General features: G+C 58.1%; 21 protein-coding genes. 19 read left to right on the forward strand and 2 right to left on the reverse strand.

From position 1 onward, the window contains the following. Positions 1–19: 19 nt before the first annotated feature. Complete coding sequence (locus Z945_RS0116740; protein WP_025053245.1) at positions 20–928, reverse strand: AAA family ATPase; 909 nt, start codon at positions 926–928, stop codon at positions 20–22. 231 nt (positions 929–1,159) lie between these two features. Here Z945_RS0116740 and Z945_RS0116745 point away from each other — a divergent pair, with 231 nt between their 5' ends. The 9 genes from Z945_RS0116745 to Z945_RS0116785 all read left to right on the forward strand — a co-directional run bounded on the left by Z945_RS0116745 (position 1,160) and on the right by Z945_RS0116785 (position 11,430). Continuing rightward, positions 1,160–2,194: a glycosyltransferase family 2 protein gene (locus Z945_RS0116745; protein ID WP_025053246.1), complete on the forward strand. Its 1,035-nt coding sequence runs from the start codon at positions 1,160–1,162 to the stop codon at positions 2,192–2,194. Beyond that, positions 2,191–2,823 (forward strand): sulfotransferase family protein, encoded by a 633-nt coding sequence (locus Z945_RS0116750; protein ID WP_025053247.1) that lies wholly within the window; start codon positions 2,191–2,193, stop codon positions 2,821–2,823. Before Z945_RS0116745 ends, Z945_RS0116750 begins: the two co-directional genes overlap by 4 nt. Beyond that, entirely contained in the window at positions 2,820–5,177 is a 2,358-nt protein-coding gene (locus Z945_RS0116755; protein ID WP_025053248.1) for a glycosyltransferase family 2 protein, read from the forward strand. The genes Z945_RS0116750 and Z945_RS0116755 overlap by 4 nt, the downstream gene beginning before the upstream one ends. 2 nt (positions 5,178–5,179) lie before the next feature. Next, on the forward strand, positions 5,180–5,875 hold the full coding sequence (locus Z945_RS0116760; protein ID WP_025053249.1) for an FkbM family methyltransferase: 696 nt from the start codon (positions 5,180–5,182) through the stop codon (positions 5,873–5,875). Beyond that, entirely contained in the window at positions 5,876–6,910 is a 1,035-nt protein-coding gene (locus Z945_RS0116765; protein WP_025053250.1) for a glycosyltransferase family 2 protein, read from the forward strand. 119 nt (positions 6,911–7,029) lie between these two features. Then, on the forward strand, positions 7,030–7,968 hold the full coding sequence (locus Z945_RS0116770; protein WP_025053251.1) for a hypothetical protein: 939 nt from the start codon (positions 7,030–7,032) through the stop codon (positions 7,966–7,968). 33 nt (positions 7,969–8,001) lie between these two features. Next, positions 8,002–9,036, forward strand: a complete 1,035-nt coding sequence (gene pyrC, locus Z945_RS0116775) for a dihydroorotase (protein ID WP_025053252.1) — start codon at positions 8,002–8,004, stop codon at positions 9,034–9,036. Positions 9,037–9,090: 54 nt separating this feature from the next. Beyond that, positions 9,091–9,768 (forward strand): orotate phosphoribosyltransferase, encoded by a 678-nt coding sequence (locus tag Z945_RS0116780; RefSeq protein WP_025053253.1) that lies wholly within the window; start codon positions 9,091–9,093, stop codon positions 9,766–9,768. Between the two features lie 162 nt (positions 9,769–9,930). Next, a complete protein-coding gene (locus tag Z945_RS0116785) occupies positions 9,931–11,430 on the forward strand; it encodes a replicative DNA helicase (protein ID WP_025053254.1) in 1,500 nt (499 codons plus the stop codon). A 144-nt stretch (positions 11,431–11,574) separates the two neighbouring features. On the opposite strand, the gene Z945_RS0116790 is transcribed toward Z945_RS0116785, so the two are convergent. After that, complete coding sequence (locus Z945_RS0116790; RefSeq protein ID WP_025053255.1) at positions 11,575–12,897, reverse strand: alpha/beta hydrolase family protein; 1,323 nt, start codon at positions 12,895–12,897, stop codon at positions 11,575–11,577. 219 nt (positions 12,898–13,116) lie between these two features. On the opposite strand from Z945_RS0116790, the gene alr reads away from it, so the two are divergent. From alr to Z945_RS0116840, 10 genes are all read left to right on the forward strand, one after another. Further along, entirely contained in the window at positions 13,117–14,151 is a 1,035-nt protein-coding gene (gene alr, locus Z945_RS0116795) for an alanine racemase (RefSeq protein WP_025053256.1), read from the forward strand. Next, positions 14,151–14,612: a paraquat-inducible protein A gene (locus Z945_RS0116800; protein ID WP_037971439.1), complete on the forward strand. Its 462-nt coding sequence runs from the start codon at positions 14,151–14,153 to the stop codon at positions 14,610–14,612. Before alr ends, Z945_RS0116800 begins: the two co-directional genes overlap by 1 nt. Before the next feature lie 139 nt (positions 14,613–14,751). Next, entirely contained in the window at positions 14,752–15,528 is a 777-nt protein-coding gene (locus Z945_RS0116805) for a hypothetical protein (RefSeq protein WP_025053258.1), read from the forward strand. Positions 15,529–15,639: 111 nt separating this feature from the next. Continuing rightward, positions 15,640–17,007: a DNA repair protein RadA gene (gene radA / locus Z945_RS0116810; protein ID WP_025053259.1), complete on the forward strand. Its 1,368-nt coding sequence runs from the start codon at positions 15,640–15,642 to the stop codon at positions 17,005–17,007. A 30-nt stretch (positions 17,008–17,037) separates the two neighbouring features. After that, the gene (locus tag Z945_RS0116815; protein ID WP_025053260.1) at positions 17,038–17,592 is read left to right on the forward strand and encodes a CvpA family protein; all 555 of its coding nucleotides are present in this window, start codon (positions 17,038–17,040) and stop codon (positions 17,590–17,592) included. 86 nt (positions 17,593–17,678) lie between these two features. After that, positions 17,679–18,809, forward strand: a complete 1,131-nt coding sequence (locus tag Z945_RS0116820; RefSeq protein WP_025053261.1) for a sensor histidine kinase — start codon at positions 17,679–17,681, stop codon at positions 18,807–18,809. 206 nt (positions 18,810–19,015) lie between these two features. Continuing rightward, the gene (purF, locus tag Z945_RS0116825; RefSeq protein WP_025053262.1) at positions 19,016–20,500 is read left to right on the forward strand and encodes an amidophosphoribosyltransferase; all 1,485 of its coding nucleotides are present in this window, start codon (positions 19,016–19,018) and stop codon (positions 20,498–20,500) included. Between the two features lie 46 nt (positions 20,501–20,546). After that, a complete protein-coding gene (locus tag Z945_RS20155) occupies positions 20,547–20,969 on the forward strand; it encodes a hypothetical protein (protein WP_025053263.1) in 423 nt (140 codons plus the stop codon). An 81-nt stretch (positions 20,970–21,050) separates the two neighbouring features. Further along, a complete protein-coding gene (locus tag Z945_RS0116835) occupies positions 21,051–21,317 on the forward strand; it encodes a hypothetical protein (RefSeq protein ID WP_025053264.1) in 267 nt (88 codons plus the stop codon). Positions 21,318–21,358: 41 nt separating this feature from the next. After that, complete coding sequence (locus Z945_RS0116840; RefSeq protein ID WP_025053265.1) at positions 21,359–21,994, forward strand: SDR family NAD(P)-dependent oxidoreductase; 636 nt, start codon at positions 21,359–21,361, stop codon at positions 21,992–21,994. The last annotated feature ends 25 nt before the right edge of the window (positions 21,995–22,019 follow it).

Raw genomic sequence — 22,019 nt, forward strand, 5'->3', positions numbered from 1 at the left:
AAAGAGAAAGACGGGCATCTTAGGCCGGTTCAAGGCTTGCGCGGGCTTGATCGAGGATGCGTTTCGCCTCTGACCCGTGCAGTTTGGCGATGTCATCTTGATACTTCAGCACCGCGCCAAGCGTATCGGCGATGACTTCGGGCGAGAGCATCAGCACATCCAGTGCGAGCAGACATTTCGCCCAGTCGATCGTCTCGGCCACGCCGGGTTTCTTGAACAAATCTTCAGTGCGAAGCTGCTGCACAAAGGCCACCACCTCTCGGCTGAGGCTTTCAGCGGCTTCAGGGGCTTGGGCGGTCAATATCTCCATTTCGCGCTCGAAATTGGGGTAGTCGACCCAATGATAGAGGCAGCGCCGTTTCAGCGCGTCATGGACCTCGCGGGTGCGGTTCGAGGTCAGGATCACGATGGGCGGCTCTGGTGCCTTGATCGTGCCCATCTCGGGGATTGTGACCTGAAAATCGCTGAGCGCTTCCAGCAAGAAGGCCTCGAACGGGGCATCGGTGCGGTCAAGTTCATCAATCAACAGGATTGGGGCACCGCGTGGGTCCGGGCGCATGGCCTCCAGAAGCGGACGCTCGATCAGGAAATCATCGCTGAAGAGTTCGGTTGTAAGCGCCTTTTTGTCAGTTTCGCCCGAGGCTTCCGCGGCACGGATCGCCACCATTTGCGCCGGAAAATTCCACTCATAAACCGCCGAGGATGCATCCAAACCTTCGTAGCACTGTAGCCGGATCAATTTGCGGTCCAAACCTGCGGCCAGCGCCTTGGCGATCTCGGTTTTGCCGACACCTGCTTCGCCTTCCAGAAACAGCGGACGGCCCAACCGCAGGCTTAAAAACACCACCGTGCCCAGATCACGGCCACAAACATAGCCTTGTTCAGCCAGCATCGCCTGTACGCCATCAATGCTTGAAATATCGCTCATACAACTCTCCCCGATGGTGCATTCGTGCATTTGCGATGGGCAGGGTCAAGGGCGCATCTTGGCCGATTTGTCACGCGGCTGCGCGCCCGCACCTGCAAGATTGACGCGATTCGGGGCAACTGTCATAATCTTCACAAAGAATGAGAGGTTTCGGGGCATGATGCACCCGAAACCCGGAGGCGGATATGAAACCCGGATACCCCACCCGCCGCAGCCTGCGGAACCGCTGAAATGCGCATTACTGCGGTTACCTGCGTCAAGAACGAGGGCCCCTTCCTGTTGGAATGGATTGCGTTTCACCGCGTCATCGGTGTAACGGATTTTCTATTTTATTCAAACGATTGTACCGATGCGACGGACCGTTTTCTGGATGCATTGCAAGATCATGGGATAGTCGAACACCTGCCCAACCCCGCCACCACCCGCAACTACCAGATGCAGGCGCTGAAAGCTGCCAAGCAGCACCGTTTGGTCAAACAGGCCGATTGGGTCTGGATCGCGGATGTGGACGAATTCATTAACATCCATGTGGGCGATCACAGCCTGCCCGCGCTGATCAAGGCTTGCGGCGACCCGCAGGCGATATCAGTCACCTTCCAGTTCATGGCCAACGGCGGGGTAGAAGAATTTGTCGATGAGCCGGTCATCAGCCAGTTCGTAAGAAGCCATAGCCACGACATTTGGGGGGCGGAAATTGCGATTGAAGTCAAAACTCTTGTCAGGAAGGATTTCCCGACCGAGTATTTCGGCGCGCACCGTCCGTTTCACAATGATGGCAGGTCAAAACCCAAATGGACAGATGGCTCTGGCCGCCAGGTCCCGCGGCCCTTCCGCAAGGCTGCAGGCAGACGGCGCATCCGCGCATTTCCCGCCCACGGTGCGCGCCAGTTTGCTACGTTGAACCACTACGCCCTGCGCTCGCTTGACAGCTATCTGGTCAAGAACGACCGCGGCGATGTGAATCGCGAACGTCGCGTTTTTGCCGATAGCTATTGGTCCGAACGCAATGACGCGAGCTATCTCGATGACAGTATCCAGCGCTATGCTGAGCCACTGCAGGCCGAGATGGACCGCCTTAAAGCGCTGGACGGCGTTGCTGCGCTGCATGATGAAGCCGTAGCACTGCATATCGCCAAACGCGATGAATTGCTGGCGCAAGATAGCTACCGCGCGATGCAGCAGCAGCTGCGCGATGCCTCGCCCTACTCGGCCGCTGAAACCGCTATCCGCGCCGAGATCGGTTTTGAAATTGGACAGACCCCATGACCCGGATGCGCGTTGTGAACATTGCTCTGCCCAAGACCGGGACCACCACGCTGACGGACGCACTGCGCCATGCGGGCCTGACCGTGGCGGACTGGCGCGTCCGCCCCGGCCAATCCACTCGGACCGATATTCCGCGCATGCATCTGGGCAAGATCATCTATGAAGATTATTTCGCCACCGGTGATCCCTTTGCGCGGCTGGGCGAATTCGATGTGATCAATGAAATGTCTGCCGTGCGCGATGACCGCTCTCTTTGGCCACAGACGGATTGGGGCCTCCTCAGCGCCATCGCAACACATCATCCGGGCGTGAAATTCATCCTGACCATGCGCGATCCGGTAAAGACTGCGGATTCGATGATGCGCTGGAACAATCTGGGCAAACAACGCCTGCCCAAAGCCGACATCCCCGGTCTGCCGCGCGGCTTTGGAGGATCCGAGGCCGATATCGCGCGGTGGATGGAAGGGCATTACGCCTTTTGCCACCAGATTTTCAAAGGGTCTGACAGGTTTATGTCCTACGACATCGAAGACCCTGACGCGCAGGCCAAGATCAGCGCCTATCTGAACATTGATCTGCCCTGGTGGGGCCAAAGCAACGTCGGCAAACCAGGGGCAGCAGCGCAATGAGATTGACCCTGATGATCGGACCGACCGAAAAAGCCGCGATGCGGTTTCGCGGGCTGTTCAAGCAACATGCCGCCAAGCTTGAAAAAGCCGGCATCGCAGTGCCCGACTGGAACCATGTGCGCCTTTATGCGGCTTGCGCACAACCCGAAGAGGTCAGCGTGCTGCGGTTCAAACGGGGCTTGGACAACCCACTGGTGCAAAAGACACTGACGTCGGAATTCCATACCCTGTTTCAGACCGAGCTGGCCGAAATCAAGGCCGATCATGTGGTGCTCGCCTCGGCCCAACTGGGCAATCTGCTTTCTGCGCCTGAGGAGCTTGAGCGGCTGCATACTCTGCTGTCGCCCTATTTCGATGACATCCAGATCGTCGCCCATCTGGACGAACAGGCCCGTCTGCTGATCCATCACTACACCTATGCCATACTTGAGGGCCGCCGCCATAGCCTGCGCCAAGAGATTGATCTAGCGAAAGAAAAAGACTGGTGGCAAGGGGCATTGGCGCAGCGCGGCGCAAACGATACCTTCGCTGGCATTTTTAACGATGTGCAAGCTCCGCCCTTCTGGCTGGATTACGCAGCACTGTTGGCGGCGTGGGAAAAACCTTTCGGCAAAGGGAATGTCACCTTCCGCCCGCTCAACTTGCCGAAATTGAATAGCCCCGATGGTATGGCAGAACTCTGCACCAGCCTCGGCATTGAAAACAACTTTGGTAAATCCGAAATAGACCCCATATTTTCCCCAGAGGCCAGCGCCTCGCTGACCCGCATGCGGCATATGAACGATGTGATGATCCGCTTGTCCCAAGCCCGCGATATCATCATCCCCCGCGAGATGTGGAGCCAGGTGCATCGCACCGTCCGCGTGCCCGGGGACCCAATTGCAGCGGGCAGTCTGGCCGCGGTCTCGGGTCATTTCACATCCGCGAACAAAACCCTGATCACACGCTTCCCCGATCTTAAGACCGCTCTTAAACCCGATAATCCGGCAGAGCCTTGGGAAGAGGCCGACCCCACGCGCGGGTTTCGCGCGACGCAATACCTCGCGGCCTTTGCCCATGCGCTGCAAAAACATTCCACCCCCGTGGCCGAAAAGCGTGCCGAAGCCACCGCTGCCGAAGAAGCATCTGAAAAGTTTGAGGAATTGCTGATCGAAGGCACCGCTGACACCGAGGAAGCCGCCGCGAAGAAGCGCCTTCTTGACCGCGTCAAAGTCAATCACCAGATGGTGCTGTCGACCCAGTTCAAACCTCACAACAATCTCGGTGCGGTAAACGAAGAAGAACTTGCCGCCGCCTATACCCCGCTGCCGCCACGTGTTCTGAAGCCTGGCAGCACCGGCAATGTGATCGTCGGCTGCATGAAGAACGAGGCCCCCTATATCGTTGAATGGATCGCCTACCATCGCGCCATCGGAGTCGATAATTTTCTGATCTACTCCAATGATTGCAGCGATGGCACCGACAAGATGCTGGCCCGCCTGATGGAAATGGGCATCGTCGAACATCGCAACAATGACAATTGGAAGGGCAACTCCCCCCAGCAGCACGCGCTGAACAGATCGCTCAAAGAACCGCTGATACAAAACGCCGAATGGATCGCCCATATCGACGTGGACGAATTCATGAACGTGCGTACCGGCAACGGCACGCTGGACGATCTCTTTGCCGCCGTCCCTGATGCCACCAACATCGCAATGACGTGGCGGCTTTTCGGCCATAACGGTGTGACCGAACTGAATGATGATTTTGTCATTGACCAGTTTGATGCCTGCGCCCCGAAATACTGTCCCAAGCCACATACCGTCTGGGGCTTCAAGACCATGTTCCGCAACATTGGGGCCTATGCAAAAATCAGCTGTCATCGCCCGAACAAGCTGGACGAAGCCTTTGAAAAACAGGTAAAATGGGTCAATGGATCGGGGCGCGACATGACCCGTGATGTCGTCAGGAACGGCTGGCGGTCGTCCAAGAACAACGTGGGCTATGACCTGTTGCAACTCAACCACTACGCGCTGCGCTCGGCTGAGTCCTTTCTGATCAAACGCCAGCGCGGTCGTGCCCTGCACGTGGACCGCTCCATCGGGATAAACTACTGGATCCGCATGGACTGGTCCGACTTCCGCGACATCACCATCAAACGCAACATCCCGCGCCTGCGCGCCGAATATGACCGTCTGATGGCGGACCCACAGCTCAAAAAAGCGCATCAAGACGGGCTGGCGTGGCACAAGGCCAAAGCCGAAGAGCTGCACAAAATGCCTGAATTCCGCGACCTTTATCAACAGGCTTTGGGCGTGAAACTGAACGAGACAGAGCGCGTCGCCTATGCGCTGTCTTTGGATATGGAGAGCTGATCATGGACGGCCAGACCTCACCCGAACCCACCGGCTTCATCCGCTCGCGCGGCATGCGCTTCCCGAAACACCCCGAAATCATGCAGGGGAAAGTCCGCCGTTTGCTGCGTGACAATGCCTATGAGGCCAAAGAGACCGAAGCCGCCCTACGCACGGTGCGCGAAAATGATGTGGTGGTCGAACTGGGTGGCGGCATCGGCTATATGTCCACGCTGGTCGCCACCAAACGCGCCATCAAATCGGTCCATGTGTTCGAGGCGAACCCGAACCTGATCCCCTATATCCACTCGGTCCATGCGGCCAACGGGGTGACGAATGCTCATGTCACCAACGCCATTCTTGGCCCGCGCAAGGGCACTGCCGACTTTTATGTGCGCGAGCCGATGCTCGGCTCCTCTTTGGAAGTACTTGAGGGCGAAATTGATCCCCCCGCCACCAAGGTCGACGTGCTGAACGCCAAAACCACCTTTGACGACATCGGTGCCACTGTCCTGATCTGCGACATCGAAGGGGCTGAGGTCGATCTGATCCCTTCCATCGATCTGACCGACCTGCGCGCCGCCATCATCGAAACCCATCCCCAATGGATCGGCCCTGAAGGCATCAACAAGGTGTTCCGCGCCTTCATGGATGCGGGCCTCGCCTATTACCATCGCGGCAGCCACGGCAAAGTGCTTGCCTTTCGCAAAAGCTGGTAAATGACCCACCTCGCCATCCTGTGCGTCCGCAACGAGGCGGCCTTTCTGTTGGAATGGCTGGCCCATCACCGCGCCGTAGGTTTCGACGATTTTCTGGTGTTCTCGAACGATTGCACCGACGGCACCGATGCAATGCTGGACCGTCTGGCCGAGATGGGCCTGATCACGCATATCCGAAACGACGGCCCCTACGACAAGGGCGGCATTCAGTTTACCGCGCTCAAAATGGCTGCAAAGCTAAAACAGGTCCGTGAGGCCGACTGGATCCTGCCCCTGGACGTCGATGAATTTGTGAATATCCATACCGGCGATCATACGCTTACCGCCCTCCATGCCGCCCTGCCGGAGGCGACAGCGATCACCCTGACATGGCGACTCTTCGGCTATTCAGGTCAAATCAGGTACCAAGATACCCCAATTCTTGAGACATTCACCCGCTGCGCACCTAGGGTCATGTATTGGCCCTGGCGTGCTGCAATGTTCAAGACACTGTACCGCAACGATGGCACCTACCGCAAACCCGGCGTGCACCGACCCCGCGATCCGGTTGAGGCCAAACTGTCCCAAGCGCGGTGGTTCGACGGTGCCGGCCGCGCCCTGCCTGACGCATTCGCCACCAAACGCATCTTTTCCAACTACGGACAGGACAATTATGCGCTGGTCCAGTTGAATCACTATCCACTCGGCGCGCTCGAATCCTTTGTTCTCAAATCGGACCGGGGCCGCGCCGTACATTCGGATGATATGCTCGGCCTCGACTATTTTGTTGAACGGAACTTCAACATCGACACTGATACGTCCATCAACGCGCTGGCCCCCCAGCGTGCGGCAGAACTGGCGTCGCTTAAATCCGATCCGGTTCTTGGTCAACTGCATGAACACGCCGTGGCCTGGCGCAAATCGCGCTTTGCCGAACTGCTACAAAAGGAGCCCTACCGTGCCCTTTTTGGCCGCTTGCTCATGACAGAACCAAGCCGCCCCGTGACCCGCGACGCCGCGCAATTCCTGATCTCGCACGCACAGAAGAGGCACTAAACCCGCCAATCCCCGCCACATTTCCACGCCCATTTTCCTAAATTTTGCCGCATTACCCTGTTAATTCTCGTCCCAAATCGCACATCTGATAATGCGGTACGGCTTTTGAGGACGCAGCAATGACAGACGAAGCGCCAACGCTTGATACATCTCTGGCAGACCTGCCCCGGCAGGCTTGGCTGAAGGCTGTCGAAAAGATCGCGGATGAAGACGGCTATGTCGAAGCACTTGGTCGCCGCCACAATGCAATATTCATCGAAGAAGGTACCACCCTTTTAGTCACCTTCGAGACATTTCAGGGCATTCAAGCGCTCTCCGATCTGGGCCAGCCTCTGGGCTGGGACATGCTGAAGGATCACGGATGGTCGCACTTGTGTATTGCCAGCAACGGGGACACATGGTTCCGCGATCAGGCCGTCTATGGCTATTTTGACCGGCTGATCGACGATGGCTTCTTTGACGAATTCGAGAACGTCGTCTTTTATGGCGCAGGCCCCTGTGGCTATGCCGCCGCTGCATACTCCGTGGCCGCCCCCGGTGCGCGGGTCGTTGCCATCCAACCGCAAGCAACCCTGGATCCCCGCGTTACTGAATGGGACGACCGTTTCACCGATATGCGCATCCGCGATTTTACCACGCGGTTCGGATACGCGCCCGAAATGCTGGACGCCGCTGAGCACGCGCATGTCTTTTACGACCCACGCGAACAGCTTGATGCCATGCACGCCGCGCTGTTCACCCGCGCCAATGTCACCAAACTGCGAATGCGGGCGATGGGGGATGCACTTCAAACGGACATGCTGGAAATGGGCATCTGGGGCGACATTCTAAAAGCCGCTGCCGAAGACCGCCTGACCATGGAAGAATTTGCGAGGCTTTACCGGGCGCGCCGCAATTACCGCCCCTATCTGCGCAACCTGTTGGATATATTCGAAGCCGAAGGTCGCGAAACTCTGATCGAGGGGCTTTGCAGTTCGGTCTCTTCACGCATGCGTGCCCCCCGCTTTGCCGTTCGCCTGCGCGAGATCAGACAGACCCGCGAGACCGAAGAGGACTAGCCCCCAGCGGCCCGCTATGCTACCGCCGCTGCCATGACACAAAGCCTTACGATCCGCCGTCCTGACGACTGGCATCTGCACCTGCGCGACGGCGACATGCTGCGCGCCGTCCTGCCCCACACTGCCCGCGATTTCGCCCGCGCCATCATCATGCCCAATTTGGTGCCGCCGGTGGTCACAGGCGCACAGGCACAGGCCTATCGCGACCGGATCATGGCGGCCCTGCCCGAGGGGTCTGACTTCACACCATTGATGACACTGTATCTTACCGAAGATACCGATCCCGCAGACATGGCTGCTGCACATGCTTCGGGCCTGATCACCGCCGTCAAACTCTACCCTGCTGGGGCAACGACAAACTCCGCCAGCGGTGTGGCAAATTTCGACAAGGTCGCCCCCGTCCTTGAAAAGATGGCTGAAATCGGTCTTCCACTCTGCACGCATGGCGAAGTCACTGACCCATCGGTGGATATCTTTGATCGCGAAGCTGTCTTTATCGACCGCGTGCTCGACCCGATCCGCAAAAGCCATCCTGCCTTGCGCGTGATCATGGAACATATCACCACCGGTGATGCGGTCGACTACGTCAAATCCGCCGATCAAAACCTCGCCGCAACGATCACCACGCACCATCTGGTAATCAACCGCAACCACATCCTCGCGGGCGGCATCAAACCGCACTACTACTGCCTGCCCGTCGCAAAACGCGAAAAACACCGCCTCGCTTTAAGGGCCGCTGCGACTTCGGGCGATGCACGGTTCTTCCTTGGCACGGATTCCGCGCCGCACACGGACGCCAACAAACTCCTGCCCTGCGGCTGCGCCGGCTGTTTTACCGCGCCCAACACAATGTCGATCCTCGCGGAAGTTTTCGAGCAGGAAAATGCCCTCGACCACCTCGAAGCCTTCACCTCGCTGAATGGCCCCAACTACTACGGCCTGCCGGTGAACGAGAGCACCCTCACCCTCACCCGCGAGGCCCCCGACTATCCGGACCATATCGACACACCCGAAGGCCCGGTCACCGTCTTCGATCCCGCCACGCCGCTGAATTGGCGCGTTTCCTGATCTTCACCCTTTTCACAAATATCCGACACACCGCCCGCCACAAGGACCGCCCCCATGATACCAAGCAGCTACCCCGATGCCTCCGAAATGGCCCGCCTCACGGCGCGTATGTTGTTGGAAATCAAAGCGGTACACTTCAACGCGGACGAGCCCTTTACGCTCGCCTCGGGCCTGCCCAGCCCCACCTACATTGATTGTCGCAAGCTCATCTCCTACCCTCGCATCCGCGCCACTCTGATGGATTTTCTGACAGTTACCGTGATGCGCAACGCAGGTTTTGAGGCTTTCGATAACATCGCAGGCGGCGAAACCGCAGGCATTCCCTTTGCCGCGCTGGTCGCTGAACGCATGGCGCTGCCGATGACCTATGTGCGCAAAAAGCCCAAAGGCTACGGCAGGAATGCGCGTATCGAAGGTGACATGAGCGAGGGCCAGCGCGTGTTGCTGGTCGAAGACCTCACGACGGATGGCGGATCGAAACTCAGCTTTGTCGACGCCATTCGCGAGACCGGTGCCACCTGCGCTCATACGGCGGTGATCTTTTACTACGGCATTTTTCCGCAGACCGAAAAGACATTGGGAGATCACGGCATTGCACTTCATTCGCTGTGTACCTGGTGGGATGTTTTGGCCGAAGCAAAGGCGCAGCAAGCCTTCAATGAGGCCACGTTGAAAGAGGTCGAATCCTTTCTCAATGCCCCTACGGAATGGCAGGAAGCCCATAAAAATTAAATCTCGGTAAACGCGGTCAAACACCAGATGTTGACGACAGCTTTGCGCTTATTGCAAAATGCAGTGGGACGGGGCGCGTTCCTTCGCTTATCCACAAAACATACAATTTGCGCCGCACCCTTGCGCCCTCTATGACACCACCAGGGTAAATCGGGTGAGAAAATGAACGAGATCACGTCACTGAACGCGAACGATATTGCTGTGCAGGCACCGGAAACGATGCCCCATTCTATTGAGGCTGAACAACAGCTTCTGGGCGCCATCCTGACCAACAACGATATCTACGACCGCGTCGCCTCTATCATCGGACCCAAGCATTTCTACGATCCTGTGCACGCCCGCATTTTCGACATCGCAGCACAGCGGATCGCCAAGAACAACCTCGCGTCGCCGGTGACACTCAAGGCGTTTATGGAAGACGACGAAGGCCTTCAGGAACTGGGCGGTCCTGCCTATCTGGTGCGTCTGGCCGGTGCCGCGATTTCTGCCTTTGCTGTGCGGGACTACGCGCAGATGATCTACGATCTCGCTGTGCGCCGCGATCTTATCCAACTGGGCCGCGATATCTCGTCCAAGGCCGCGCAGGTTGATGTCGCGTCCGAGCCGCGCGAGCAGATCGTCGAGGCGGAGCAGGAACTCTACAAACTGGCTGAGCAAGGCCAAGCTGAAAGCGGATTTCAAAGCTTTCTCAAGGCGGTAACCGACGCGGTGAATGTCGCCAATGCCGCCTATCAGCGCGATGGTGGCCTCTCCGGAGTGTCAACCGGCCTCATCGACATGGACGCCAAGTTAGGTGGCTTGCACCGCTCTGACCTCTTGATCTTGGCGGGTCGTCCGTCGATGGGCAAGACCTCTTTGGCAACGAACATCGCCTTTAACGTGGCAAAGGCTTACAAACGCGGCATGCGTCCTGATGGCACCGAAGGCGCGGTCGATGGCGGCGTTGTGGGCTTCTACAGTCTCGAGATGAGCGCCGAACAACTCGCGGCACGGATCCTCTCCGAGGCGGCCGAGATCCCCTCCCAGCAAATTCGCTCCGGTGACATGACCGAAACCGAATTCCGCCGCTTCGTCGATGCTGCCAAGGCGCTTGAAGCTTGCCCCCTCTACATCGACGACACGCCCGCCCTGCCGATCAGCCAGCTGGCCGCCCGCGCCCGACGGCTCAAGCGGACCCACGGGTTGGATGTGTTGATCATTGACTACCTGCAACTGGTGCGCGGGACCGGCAAAAATGAAAACCGGGTGAACGAAATCTCGGAAATCACCATGGGTCTCAAGGCCATCGCCAAGGAACTCGACATCCCCGTCATCGCCCTGTCCCAGCTGTCGCGTCAGGTCGAAAACCGCGAGGACAAGCGTCCGCAGCTTAGCGATCTGCGCGAATCCGGCTCCATTGAACAAGACGCCGATGTGGTGATGTTCGTGTTCCGCGAAGAATACTACAAAGAGCGCGAAAAGCCCGGCGATCACGATCTTGAAGCCATGGCCCGTTGGCAGGAAGAGATGGAGCGCCTGCACGGTAAGGCGGAAGTCGTTATCGGCAAACAACGCCACGGCCCCATCGGTACTGTCGATCTCAGCTTTGAAGGGCGCTTCACCCGCTTCGGCAACCTGGTGAAGCCATGGCAGCAGGGCGGCGACAACGATCAGGAATTCTGATCCCGCACCTGTCTTATCCACAGTCGAAAGAAAAGGCCCGCCCCCGAAAGAGCGGACCTTGGAAATTGAAAAACATTCCCGTTACAAGCGAATAGCCGGCGTGGTTCATCTTACCAGAAGATGAACCCGCCATTGCGCCGGGAATTACTCCCCCGACTTAACCTCATAACGTAGACCCTTCGCAGTGCCTTCCGCAAAGCCGCTCCAATAGCTGTGGTCATCCTTGGGCGTGCCATCCTCATTCATCGACCAGACACCGTCATTGGATGTCTCAACCAGATCAAGAAATTCGCCTTTCGCTTCATCGCCTTTGAGGTGCACATCCATCCAAGCTGTCACGAAATGCTGCGCGATGTTGTTCATCCTAGAAGTGTCCCAGACCGCATCGGTATAGTGATCCGAGATGTTAAAGCCCTTCTCCTCATTGAAATAATAGCTTTCAACAGGAGCTGGCATCGGGGCCGCGGCATTGTGGCCGGCGTTCTCGAAGGTCAGCAAAGCGTGCGGCAGATCTGAGGCATTTTCCCAGATCGCCCGCACCCCGCGTTCGTAGAGCGATGTATCGTCCTGCGAGCCTGCAATGAACAACATCGGAATGCCGATGCCCGAAAGACCTTCTGCGTCCCAGAAGCCGGTGTTCATCCCCCAAGGACCGATCGCCACAGCGGTTTTAATCCGGGCGTCAGGCAGATCATTGTGGGTTTCGCTGCCTGCAAGGTGGATGCCCAGCGTCCCATGCGGCCCGCCCCAGGCATAATCGACCGAAGCCTGTGTCACCCCGCCGCCGGCGGTGATGATTGCGCCGTAGCCGCCCATCGAATAGCCCATGACGCCCGTGTTATCTGCATCAAAAAGCCCTTCGAACGTGCCACCTGCCGCGCTCATGTTCGCCAGTTCTTCCAGCACAAAAAGCTGGTCCAGCGAGCGGTTCACCAGCGTGGAGCCAAAAGCCGCCTGCGTGCGGTAGGTGCTGTCCGTGTGGTCAATCGAGGCCACCACATAGCCTTTGGAAGCCAGGTTCTCCGCCAGATGCGACAGCAAGAACCGGTTTCCGGGATAACCGTGGCTGATGAGCACAAGCGGATAAGCCGCATCAGGCACCGCATGAGCAGCATCACGTACCGCCTGCCCCGCAATCGTGACCTCGGTGGTGCCATCGCGCAAATATGCCTTGAATGTGGTGTCGCCTTCGGCACTGGCTTCGGCCGGATACCACATCTCGACCGTCAACGGTCGGTCGTATGTCGGCAGCGTTTCTGGTTTGGGCGCAGACGGATCAATTGCCAGGATGTCGATCTGGCCGGGGTTGACCAACTCCAACTGGCGCACGCCCACGGGCAAATCCCCGTAAGCGGCCAGTTCGGGTGCATTCGGCAATTGGGTGTCGATGCGGTTCTCGGCCATCGCAGCACCTCCGGCAAAGCCGATGGTCAAAGCCAATGGCAGGGATGTAAGGGCAGTCTTCATGGGTTTCTCCTCCTCTGATGCGCACAGACTAGGCACTGTCTACCCGAGAGCAAGAAAGCATTTACTGACGTTACGAAACCTTCATCTTTGGCCTGAAGACGGGACAGCGCCGTCTGCTTGTTCCCCTGCTTTGGTTTGGATAGACCTCCAAAGAGCGCAGACCGTTCTCGCCTCACAAAGCCTCGTGGCCAAACCGCCTACATTTCAAGGGACACCCCGATGAGCACCGCCACCCTGACCATCGACCTGAACGCCATTACTGCCAATTGGGCGGCACTGGACCGGATGACCGAATGCGAGACAGCGGCCGTGGTCAAGGCCGACGCCTATGGTCTGGGCGTTGCCAAAGTCGGCCAGGCCTTGGCCAAGGCAGGTGCAAGGCTATTCTTTGTCGCCGTAGCGGAGGAAGGTATCGCGCTGCGCCGCGCCCTTGGTGCAGGGCCGGCGATCTGTGTTTTCTCAGGGCATATGGCGGGTGATGCGGATATGATCCGGTCCGCCAACCTGACTCCGATGATCAATTCTGTCGATCAATTGCTGATGCATGTCGAAAGCCTGCCGGGCCATCCCTTTGGTCTGCAACTTGATACCGGTATGAATCGTCTGGGGATGGAGCCTGCCGAATGGGCAGCCGTGCGCGATATCGCCATCGCCCAACGGCCAGAGCTGATCATCTCACATCTGGCCTGCGCAGATGAACCCGATCACCTGATGAACCAACTTCAACTCAACAGCTTTAACGAGATGACGGAAGGGCTTGATATCCCAAGGTCTTTGGCCGCAACGGGGGGTATTCTATTGGGACCTGACTATCATATGGATCTCACGCGTCCTGGCGTCGGACTATACGGCGGACTGCCATTTGTAGACGCTACACCTGTGATCGCGCTGGACGTACCTGTGGTTCAGGTGCGCGATGTGGCACCGGGTGAAAGCGTGGGCTATGGCAATGCCTTTGTCGCCAAATCCGCCACCCGTGTGGCAACCGTATCTGCAGGCTACGCAGATGGGTTAATCCGAGCCATGGGTGGAGGAGCTACGCTGACCCATGAAGGGCGAAAACTGCCGGTGATCGGACGTGTCTCGATGGACCTGATCACGGTGGACGTCAGCACTATTTCGCAGGTGCCTGAACATCTCCAACTGATCGGACAGCACCAGTCTGTCGATACCGTCGCAGGCTTTGCGGGCACGATCGGATACGAAATCCTCACATCGCTCGGCGCGCGCTATGATCGGGTCTATCTGACATGATGCCAAGGCCGCTGTTGCCAGCGCTCCTGAATCTGGCGCTGTTATTGCTCTATCCTCTGTCTTGGTGGGCGCCCATGCTGCGTGCCGGTCTGTTGCCGCTGTTTTCCCTTAACGAGATTTCAGTGCTGACCGGTCTGCAATCGCTTTGGTCTACAGACATCTTTCTTGCACTTGTGGTTACCGTCTTTGCACTCTTTGCCCCCTACCTCAAAACAATCGGGTTCGCGCTTTTGCATTTCGGCCTGCTCAAACCTGCTGCTTTGCCTGCCCTGCATCTGCTGGGCAAACTGGCCATGGCGGACATTTTCCTGATTGCGCTTTACGTAACATTGGCCAAGGGCATCGGCATCGGCCGCATCGAAGTCGCCTGGGGTCTCTATCTGTTCACAGCCTGCATATTGGCATCGCTTTGGATCAACTGGCAGACCGGACAATCCCGGCGCACAATCAGGGATTGTTAACCTAGCCGCAACAATGCCCGTCAGAAGTGTTGTATTTCAAACAAGATGTTCGAATAAACCTCGCAATTTAAATTTTACAATAGAGAATCGCGGCAATCGGCATAAACTTGCTGAGTATGAGACTCCGGGGGGATGTCCTTTGTCGACCGTTCGCGCAGTTGCGCAGCTTATCCAGTATTTGATGCAACGTCTTGCATTTGCCGCCTTCATCCTAGGCGCACTGGCCTTGTGCGTGGCAGCTGTCATGGCAGCCGTCGGGCAATGGGGCTGGATCGAAATCAATATCAGTTATGGCGGGCAGCCTGTTGAGAACGCAGGCATTTATGTTCAGATCGGCTTGACGCTTCTTGCGGTCGGGTTGTGCTTTTTTCTTCCCTCCAATCGTCGCATTATGCAGCTTGAAACCTCGCACCGCAGGTTCTCCATTGGGATGGATGATGTGGCCCGCGCCTATGCCGCCGTTCATGCTGCTGACCGCGAACGGACTTTCCGGCTTTCTTCCGAATTTGATGCGGTGCGCGAGCGTCTGGCCTATCTGCGCGACCATCCTGACCTCAGCACGCTGGAGCCCTCCCTACTGGAAGTTGCCGCTCAGATGAGCCACATCAGCCGCGAATTGGCTGAAGTCTATTCCGACAAAAAAATCAGCCGTGCTCGTAATTTCCTGAAGGAACGACAGCAGGAGATTGCCCTGTTCGACGCGCGATTGGATCAGGCAAAAAGCATCTCGAACGATCTGCGCCATTGGGTGCGCGAAGTCGAACTGGAAGAAAGCGTCGCGGTCGCGCAACTTGAGCGCCTGCGCGCCGAAATGCAGGAGATTCTGCCCGAACTGGGGCTGGAACGCCGCATCGAGCAAGAACAAACCGCCGTGGATAACACGATTGTCGATCTGCAACCCAAGGCTGCCGAGTAGCGCCACCGAAAACTTTCAAAGTTTCCGGGCCGTTTTCTTTGCGAGAAAACGACGTCCGCCCATGGCATTTTCTCTTTGACGCCCTCTCTGCACTCGGCCACAAGCAGGCTCATGGCAAAACCCGTCAAAACCTTTTCCTGCACCGCCTGCGGGGCCAGCTTCAACAAGTGGTCCGGGCGCTGCGATGGCTGTGGCGAATGGAACACCATTCAGGAGGACAAAGGCATTTCCGCGGGGCCGCCCAGCAAGTCATTGGGTGCAAGACGGGGCAGTGCCATGCAGCTGTCCGATCTGTCCACGCAAGAAGCGCCCCCCCCGCGCAGCCAGTCCGGCATTGCAGAGCTGGACCGCGTCCTCGGCGGTGGTCTGGTCCCCGCCTCCGCGATCCTCGTTGGCGGCGATCCGGGCATCGGCAAATCCACCCTATTGCTTCAGGCTGCCGCCCATTTTGCCAAGGCGGGGCTCTCCACCATCTATGTAAGCGGCGAAGAAGCCTCCGCACAGGTCCGCATGCGCGCCCAACGTCTCGGCCTCTCGGATGCGCCGGTCAAACTCGCCGCCGAAACCAATCTGCGCGATATTCTGACCACCTTGGACAAGGAGCGTCCACAACTGGCGATCATCGACTCGATCCAGACCATGTGGGCCGATAATGTCGAATCTGCCCCCGGTTCCGTTAGCCAGGTCCGCGCTGCCAGCCACGAGCTCACCGCTTTCGCCAAACGCACCGGCACCTCCGTGATCCTCGTGGGTCATGTCACCAAGGAAGGGGCCATCGCAGGCCCGCGCGTGGTCGAACATATGGTCGATACCGTGCTTTATTTCGAGGGCGAGCGCGGTCACCAATTCCGCATCCTGCGCAGCGTCAAGAACCGCTTTGGCCCCGCAGATGAAATCGGTGTATTCGAGATGACAGGCCGTGGATTGGCCGAAGTCACCAACCCCTCTGCCCTGTTCCTGTCCGAGCGTGGCCAACCCGCCGCAGGCTCGGTTGTCTTTGCGGGCATTGAAGGCACGCGCCCCGTCCTTGTCGAGCTGCAAGCCCTCGTGGCCCCCTCGCCCCATTCGCAGGCCCGCCGCACGGTCGTGGGTTGGGACGGCGGACGCCTTGCGATGATCCTGGCGGTGCTCGAAGCGCGATGCGGCATCCCCTTTGCGGGGCTTGACGTCTATCTGAACGTCGCCGGTGGCATGAAAATCTCGGAGCCTGCCGCAGATCTGGCTGTCGCCGCCGCCTTGCTGAGTGCCCGAGAAGACACAGCCCTGCCCGCCGAGACCGTTGTTTTCGGGGAAATCAGCCTTTCGGGCGCACTACGTCCGGCGTCTCAGACCGAAAATAGGTTGAAAGAGGCGCAAAAACTTGGTTTTACCAGCGCTATCGCTCCTGCGGGAGGCAAAGCCGCAGCGGCCACCGGCATCACGCTCAACACCATGAGCGATCTGACCGGTTTTGTTGGTGAAATTTTCGGCGCAGGGTAATGCGCTATTGAGGCATGAAGGCAGACGCAGATGGATGGATTCACGATTATCGACGGCGTTGTAGCGCTTGTCATCATCCTCTCCGCGCTACTGGCCTATGGACGGGGCCTTGTGCGAGAAGCCATGGCGATTGTCGGCTGGATCGCCGCTGCGGTACTGGCCTTTCTTTTCGCCCCGCAAGTCGAGCCGCTGGTCCGCGAATTGCCCGTTGTCGGCGAATTCCTCGCGGATAGCTGCGAACTCTCCATGATCGGCGCTTTTGCAATCGTCTTTGCCATCGCTCTGATCGTGGTCTCCCTGTTTACCCCGTTGTTCTCGTCTTTGGTTCAGCGCTCTGTACTGGGCGGGCTTGACCAGGGGTTGGGCTTCATCTTTGGCGTCGCACGCGGCGTGTTGTTGGTAGCTATCGCATTTTTTGTGTACAAGACCGTGATGACCGGACAGCAATTCACCATTGTGGATGAAAGCCGGTCTGCGGTTGTATTTTCGCGTTTCACCGGACAGATCGAAGAACAAAACCCCGAAGCGGCGCTGGGTTGGATTACCACCCGCTATGAAACGCTTGTCGGAGCCTGCGGCGAGTAAAGCGGTAGAATTCACCTGATTGGTGTCCTGATTAAAGGCACATTAATCTTTGGATTATAGCACTGGGCCCAGAAAAGGGACTTAGTGTGAGCCAAACCGATATTTATGCGGCGTTTGATCTGATCTCGGCACCGGTGTTTGTGTTGGAAATCGACGATCAAGGCGCGCCTGTTTATGTGGCCTTCAATGAATTCGCGCGCTCTGTGTCCGGTCGACCGCTGACGGATTACGTCGGGCGGACCGCACTCGAGATTTATCCGGGTGTCTTTGGCCGGACCGCCTATGCACACCACTGCGCGGCACGCGACCGTGCTGCGACGATGACATATCAGCTTGATCTGCCTGTCTTCGGGATTGCACGCACAATCCGAACCACGCTGCGCCCCGAAACGGATGAGGCAGGCAAGGTCCTGCGCCTTATTGGCACTTCAACCGACATGACGATCGAAAAACACGCACTCGAAGCCAAGGTGCAGCTTGATACGATGTCCTCCGAGATGGAGCAGTTCGTGGCCCTCGCCGCCCATGATTTGCGCGGCCCCATGCGCAATATCGCCTTGATCGCAGATATGCTCCGGGATGAGTTTGTCGATCATGGGGACGGCAAACTCGAATTGATGGATACTCTGGAAAGCATCGCCCTCAAGACGATGAGCCTGATCACAGAGGTGCTGAGCCATGTTGAAACGGTGGCGGTACAAGCATCGAAGACTGTTTTCAGCTTTCCCGCCATGTGCCACGACATCGTCAGCACCCTTGACCCGCATCATCAGCATGTCGTCGTCAGCACGCCTGCAACAGTGGAAACCGACCGCACCGCACTTCAGATCGTGTTGCGGAATCTACTGGAAAACGCCATGAAACATGGCGGCATCCCCCATCTGCATATTCAGGTCGATGTCAAGATCGGCATGGCCGGGATGCTGGATGTGACGATCACCGACAACGGCCAAGGGTTCGAGAAAGACGCGCTTAAGGTCATGAACAGATCAGAGATACGCGCCGAGTCGGGCTATGGTCTATTTGGGATCAAACGTCTGATCTCCGCCCGCGGCGGTACGTTGGCCGCACTCAATCTACCCGATGGTAGCGGCGCAATGATCCGCTTTTCTTTGCCCGGCTCCTATGTCGACAGCAACGCTTCTTTGCACCAGGCTGAGGCTTTCACGCCGAAGATCCCCGTTGTTCCCCTGCGCGGAACGGAAAACCGCGTCTGATAGCAATGCTCTGACACCGGGTCGTTCATGACATGAACAGTGACCCAGTAAAAGCAGTGCACGCGCACGAAGTTCCCGCACCTTTGCGGAATTCCTCGCTCCATGAAGCGCTGCGGGGTGACACCCGCTGCCATTCGCCCTAAGTACTGGTGCGACCCGCAATGGATTCGGAGCTGCTCCCCTTGTCCGACCTCACATCCAAGATCATGCCGCCTGCTCATCCTTTTGACACGTCCTATCTGCGCGATGATGGGGACGAGGATAAACTGAAAGAGGAATGCGGCATATTCGGCGTCATCGGCGTCTCTGATGCGTCGAACTTCGTGGCCCTCGGGCTGCACGCCTTGCAACATCGCGGCCAAGAGGCCGGCGGCATCGTCAGCCATGACACCGAGGTCGGATTTCAGTCTGCCCGCAAGTTTGGCTATGTGCGCGACAACTTCACGTCAGAGACAGTGATGAAGCACCTGCCCGGCGAACTGGCCATTGGCCATGTGCGTTACTCTACCGCCGGATCGAAAGGCCAGACCGCGATCCGCGATGTGCAGCCGTTCTTCGGTGAATTTGCCATGGGTGGTGCCGCAATTGCGCACAACGGCAACATCACCAACGCCAATGCCTTGCGCCGCGAGCTGATCGAGCGTGGCTCGATCTTTCAGTCCTCGTCAGACAGCGAATGTATCATCCATTTGATGGCCCGGTCGCTACAGCGCAACATCCCCGAGCGGATGGAAGACGCGCTGCGCCGTGTCGAAGGTGCGTTTTCCGTTGTCGCCATGACCCGCACCAAGCTGATCGGCGTCCGCGATCCCTTGGGCGTGCGGCCGCTGGTGTTGGGCCGTGTTGGCGATGGCTGGGCCCTCAGTTCCGAAACCTGTGCGCTGGATATCATCGGTGCCGAGTTCGTGCGCGAGATTGAACCCGGAGAGATGGTTGTCATCAACGATAAGGGCGTCGAATCGCACTTCCCCTTCCGCCGCCAGAAATCGCGTTTCTGCATTTTCGAACATGTTTATTTCTCGCGGCCCGACAGCATCCTTGGCGGACGTTCGGTCTATGAAACCCGCGAAGCGATTGGCCGTGAGCTGGCCAAGGAAAGCCCAGTCGAAGCTGATCTTGTCTGTCCCGTACCTGATTCCGGCACGCCCGCTGCCATCGGTTTCTCGCTCGAATCCGGTATTCCCTATGCGATGGGCATCATCCGCAACCAGTACATGGGCCGCACCTTTATCGAACCGACAGAGCAGATCCGCAACATGGGTGTGCGCCTCAAGCTGAACGTCAACCGCGCGCTGATCAAAGGCAAGCGGGTGATTTTGGTCGATGACAGCGTGGTGCGTGGCACGACCAGTCGCAAAATCAAGGAAATGATCCTCGATGCCGGTGCGAAGGAAGTCCATTTCCGCATCGCGTCGCCGCCCACCGCCTGGCCCTGCTTTTATGGCGTCGACACACCCCAGCGCGAAAAATTGCTGGCCGCGACCATGACCGAAGAAGAAATGCGCGATCATCTGAATGTGGACAGCCTCAAGTTCATTTCCCTCGAAGGGCTTTACCGCGCCGTGGGCGAGACGGAGGGCCGCAATGCCAAATGCCCGCAATACTGCGATGCCTGTTTTTCCGGTGAATATCCCGTCACCCCCGCCGACCAGCTCGAGCAGGGATTCGAAATGAAACCCGCAGCGGAATAAAGTCGTTTTCAACGTCTAAGGTCAGTATTCTATGCTACTGTAGCGCATGACAAATGATCCGACGCTCTTCGCCAATCACATCGCCGACTGGTCCGCGCCCGCGCAGAAGGCTGCGCAAACTTGCCGAGCCCTCTTTGCGCAGATCGCAACGCAGAACGGCATCGGCACAAAAGACGAATCACTCAAATGGGGACAATTGTCGTGGCGGCCAGAGCGCCCCCGCACTGGATCGACCCTGCGCATGGTCTGGGCACCAGACACTCCCGATACACTATCGCTCTTTGTCGATTGCAAAACCGACCTAGCCAGCCGCATGTCGACGCTCTATCCCGATGTAGCAGGCAATGACGGGCGGCGCTGCATCACCTTTGATCTGACAGCCCCCCTGCCGGAGCAGGCCGTGGCGCATCTGGCGCAGATGACCTTTACCTATCATCTTTCCGCCGATCCGTCGGCCAAACGCCGCTGAGCAAAAGCACCCCTCTTTCGGCCTAGATCAGAGCTTGCTAGCCACCGCGCAACGCCCTGCTAAACCCCGAAAGCACCCGCCATGAGCAGCACCGACATCCAAGAACCAACGCCCGAAAATGTGGCCGATCTGGCCACTGAAACGATATCGCTACCGAAACGCGCCCTGATCGGGATCTTCGGGAGCGAAACAGCACCCGCCGCCCTGATCCGTGACACGCGCGGTGACATTCACCGTGTCACCCCCGGTGATACCGTCGAAAAACGAACCGTTGCCGCCATCGGCACCGACCGCGTCATCCTTTCCAAAGGCAGCCGCACGGAAACTCTCCTGTTGCCGCAAAGCTAGCGCCTCTTGACCCTTGTGCCGGCAACAGGCACATCCCCCCCATGACAAAAACAGCATTGATCACCGGCGCCTCGCGCGGTCTGGGTGCCGCACTGGCCGAAGCGCTGGCGCCGACCCACCACATCATCGCAGTGGCCCGCACCACCGGCGCGCTAGAAGAGCTCGATGACCGCATTCAGGCCAAAGGCGGTGCCGCCACCCTCGCCCCGATGGACGTCACCAATGCAGATGCCATGGCAACCCTGTGTCGCGGCATCTTTGACCGCTGGGGCACGCTCGATCTATGGCTCCACACGGCCGTACATGCAGCCCCATTGGCCCCGACCGATCACATCGACGCCAAGGATATGGCCAAGTCCGTCGCCTGCAACGTTACAGCCACGGCCACACTGATCACCTACATAGCCCCTTTGCTGGGCCAAAGCGGGTCGGCTGTGTTCTTTGACGATCCCCGCGCCGGACAGAAGTTTTTCGGAAGCTACGCCGCAACCAAGGCCGCGCAAATTGCCCTCGCGCAAAGCTGGGCTACTGAGACCGCATCAATCGGCCCCAAGGTCCATATTATGACGCCCGATCCTATGCCCACAGCAACCCGCGCGCGCTTCTTTCCGGGCGAAGATCGCACCCCGCTGGCCGATCCCCACGCACAGGCCGCTGCGGTTTTGGCGCAACTCTAACCCTTCACCCTTTTAAAAATACCCG

It is taken from the genome of Sulfitobacter noctilucae (assembly GCF_000622365.1).
Lineage (GTDB): Bacteria > Pseudomonadota > Alphaproteobacteria > Rhodobacterales > Rhodobacteraceae > Sulfitobacter > Sulfitobacter noctilucae.

Excerpts from the sequence above, each read along its gene's own strand:
- Z945_RS0116780 (WP_025053253.1), top strand. The coding sequence starts at position 9,091 with ATGATACCAAGCAGCTACCCCGATGCCTCCGAAATGGCCCGCCTCACG.
- pyrC (WP_025053252.1), top strand. The coding sequence starts at position 8,002 with ATGACACAAAGCCTTACGATCCGCCGTCCTGACGACTGGCATCTGCAC.
- Z945_RS0116750 (WP_025053247.1), top strand. The coding sequence starts at position 2,191 with ATGACCCGGATGCGCGTTGTGAACATTGCTCTGCCCAAGACCGGGACC.
- Z945_RS20155 (WP_025053263.1), top strand. The coding sequence starts at position 20,547 with ATGACAAATGATCCGACGCTCTTCGCCAATCACATCGCCGACTGGTCC.
- Z945_RS0116785 (WP_025053254.1), top strand. The coding sequence starts at position 9,931 with ATGAACGAGATCACGTCACTGAACGCGAACGATATTGCTGTGCAGGCA.
- Z945_RS0116800 (WP_037971439.1), top strand. The coding sequence starts at position 14,151 with ATGCCAAGGCCGCTGTTGCCAGCGCTCCTGAATCTGGCGCTGTTATTG.
- Z945_RS0116840 (WP_025053265.1), top strand. The coding sequence starts at position 21,359 with ATGACAAAAACAGCATTGATCACCGGCGCCTCGCGCGGTCTGGGTGCC.
- Z945_RS0116765 (WP_025053250.1), top strand. The coding sequence starts at position 5,876 with ATGACCCACCTCGCCATCCTGTGCGTCCGCAACGAGGCGGCCTTTCTG.
- alr (WP_025053256.1), top strand. The coding sequence starts at position 13,117 with ATGAGCACCGCCACCCTGACCATCGACCTGAACGCCATTACTGCCAAT.
- Z945_RS0116790 (WP_025053255.1), bottom strand. The coding sequence starts at position 12,897 with ATGAAGACTGCCCTTACATCCCTGCCATTGGCTTTGACCATCGGCTTT.
- Z945_RS0116835 (WP_025053264.1), top strand. The coding sequence starts at position 21,051 with ATGAGCAGCACCGACATCCAAGAACCAACGCCCGAAAATGTGGCCGAT.
- Z945_RS0116770 (WP_025053251.1), top strand. The coding sequence starts at position 7,030 with ATGACAGACGAAGCGCCAACGCTTGATACATCTCTGGCAGACCTGCCC.
- Z945_RS0116815 (WP_025053260.1), top strand. The coding sequence starts at position 17,038 with ATGGATGGATTCACGATTATCGACGGCGTTGTAGCGCTTGTCATCATC.
- Z945_RS0116740 (WP_025053245.1), bottom strand. The coding sequence starts at position 928 with ATGAGCGATATTTCAAGCATTGATGGCGTACAGGCGATGCTGGCTGAA.
- radA (WP_025053259.1), top strand. The coding sequence starts at position 15,640 with ATGGCAAAACCCGTCAAAACCTTTTCCTGCACCGCCTGCGGGGCCAGC.
- Z945_RS0116760 (WP_025053249.1), top strand. The coding sequence starts at position 5,180 with ATGGACGGCCAGACCTCACCCGAACCCACCGGCTTCATCCGCTCGCGC.
- purF (WP_025053262.1), top strand. The coding sequence starts at position 19,016 with ATGCCGCCTGCTCATCCTTTTGACACGTCCTATCTGCGCGATGATGGG.
- Z945_RS0116745 (WP_025053246.1), top strand. The coding sequence starts at position 1,160 with ATGCGCATTACTGCGGTTACCTGCGTCAAGAACGAGGGCCCCTTCCTG.
- Z945_RS0116755 (WP_025053248.1), top strand. The coding sequence starts at position 2,820 with ATGAGATTGACCCTGATGATCGGACCGACCGAAAAAGCCGCGATGCGG.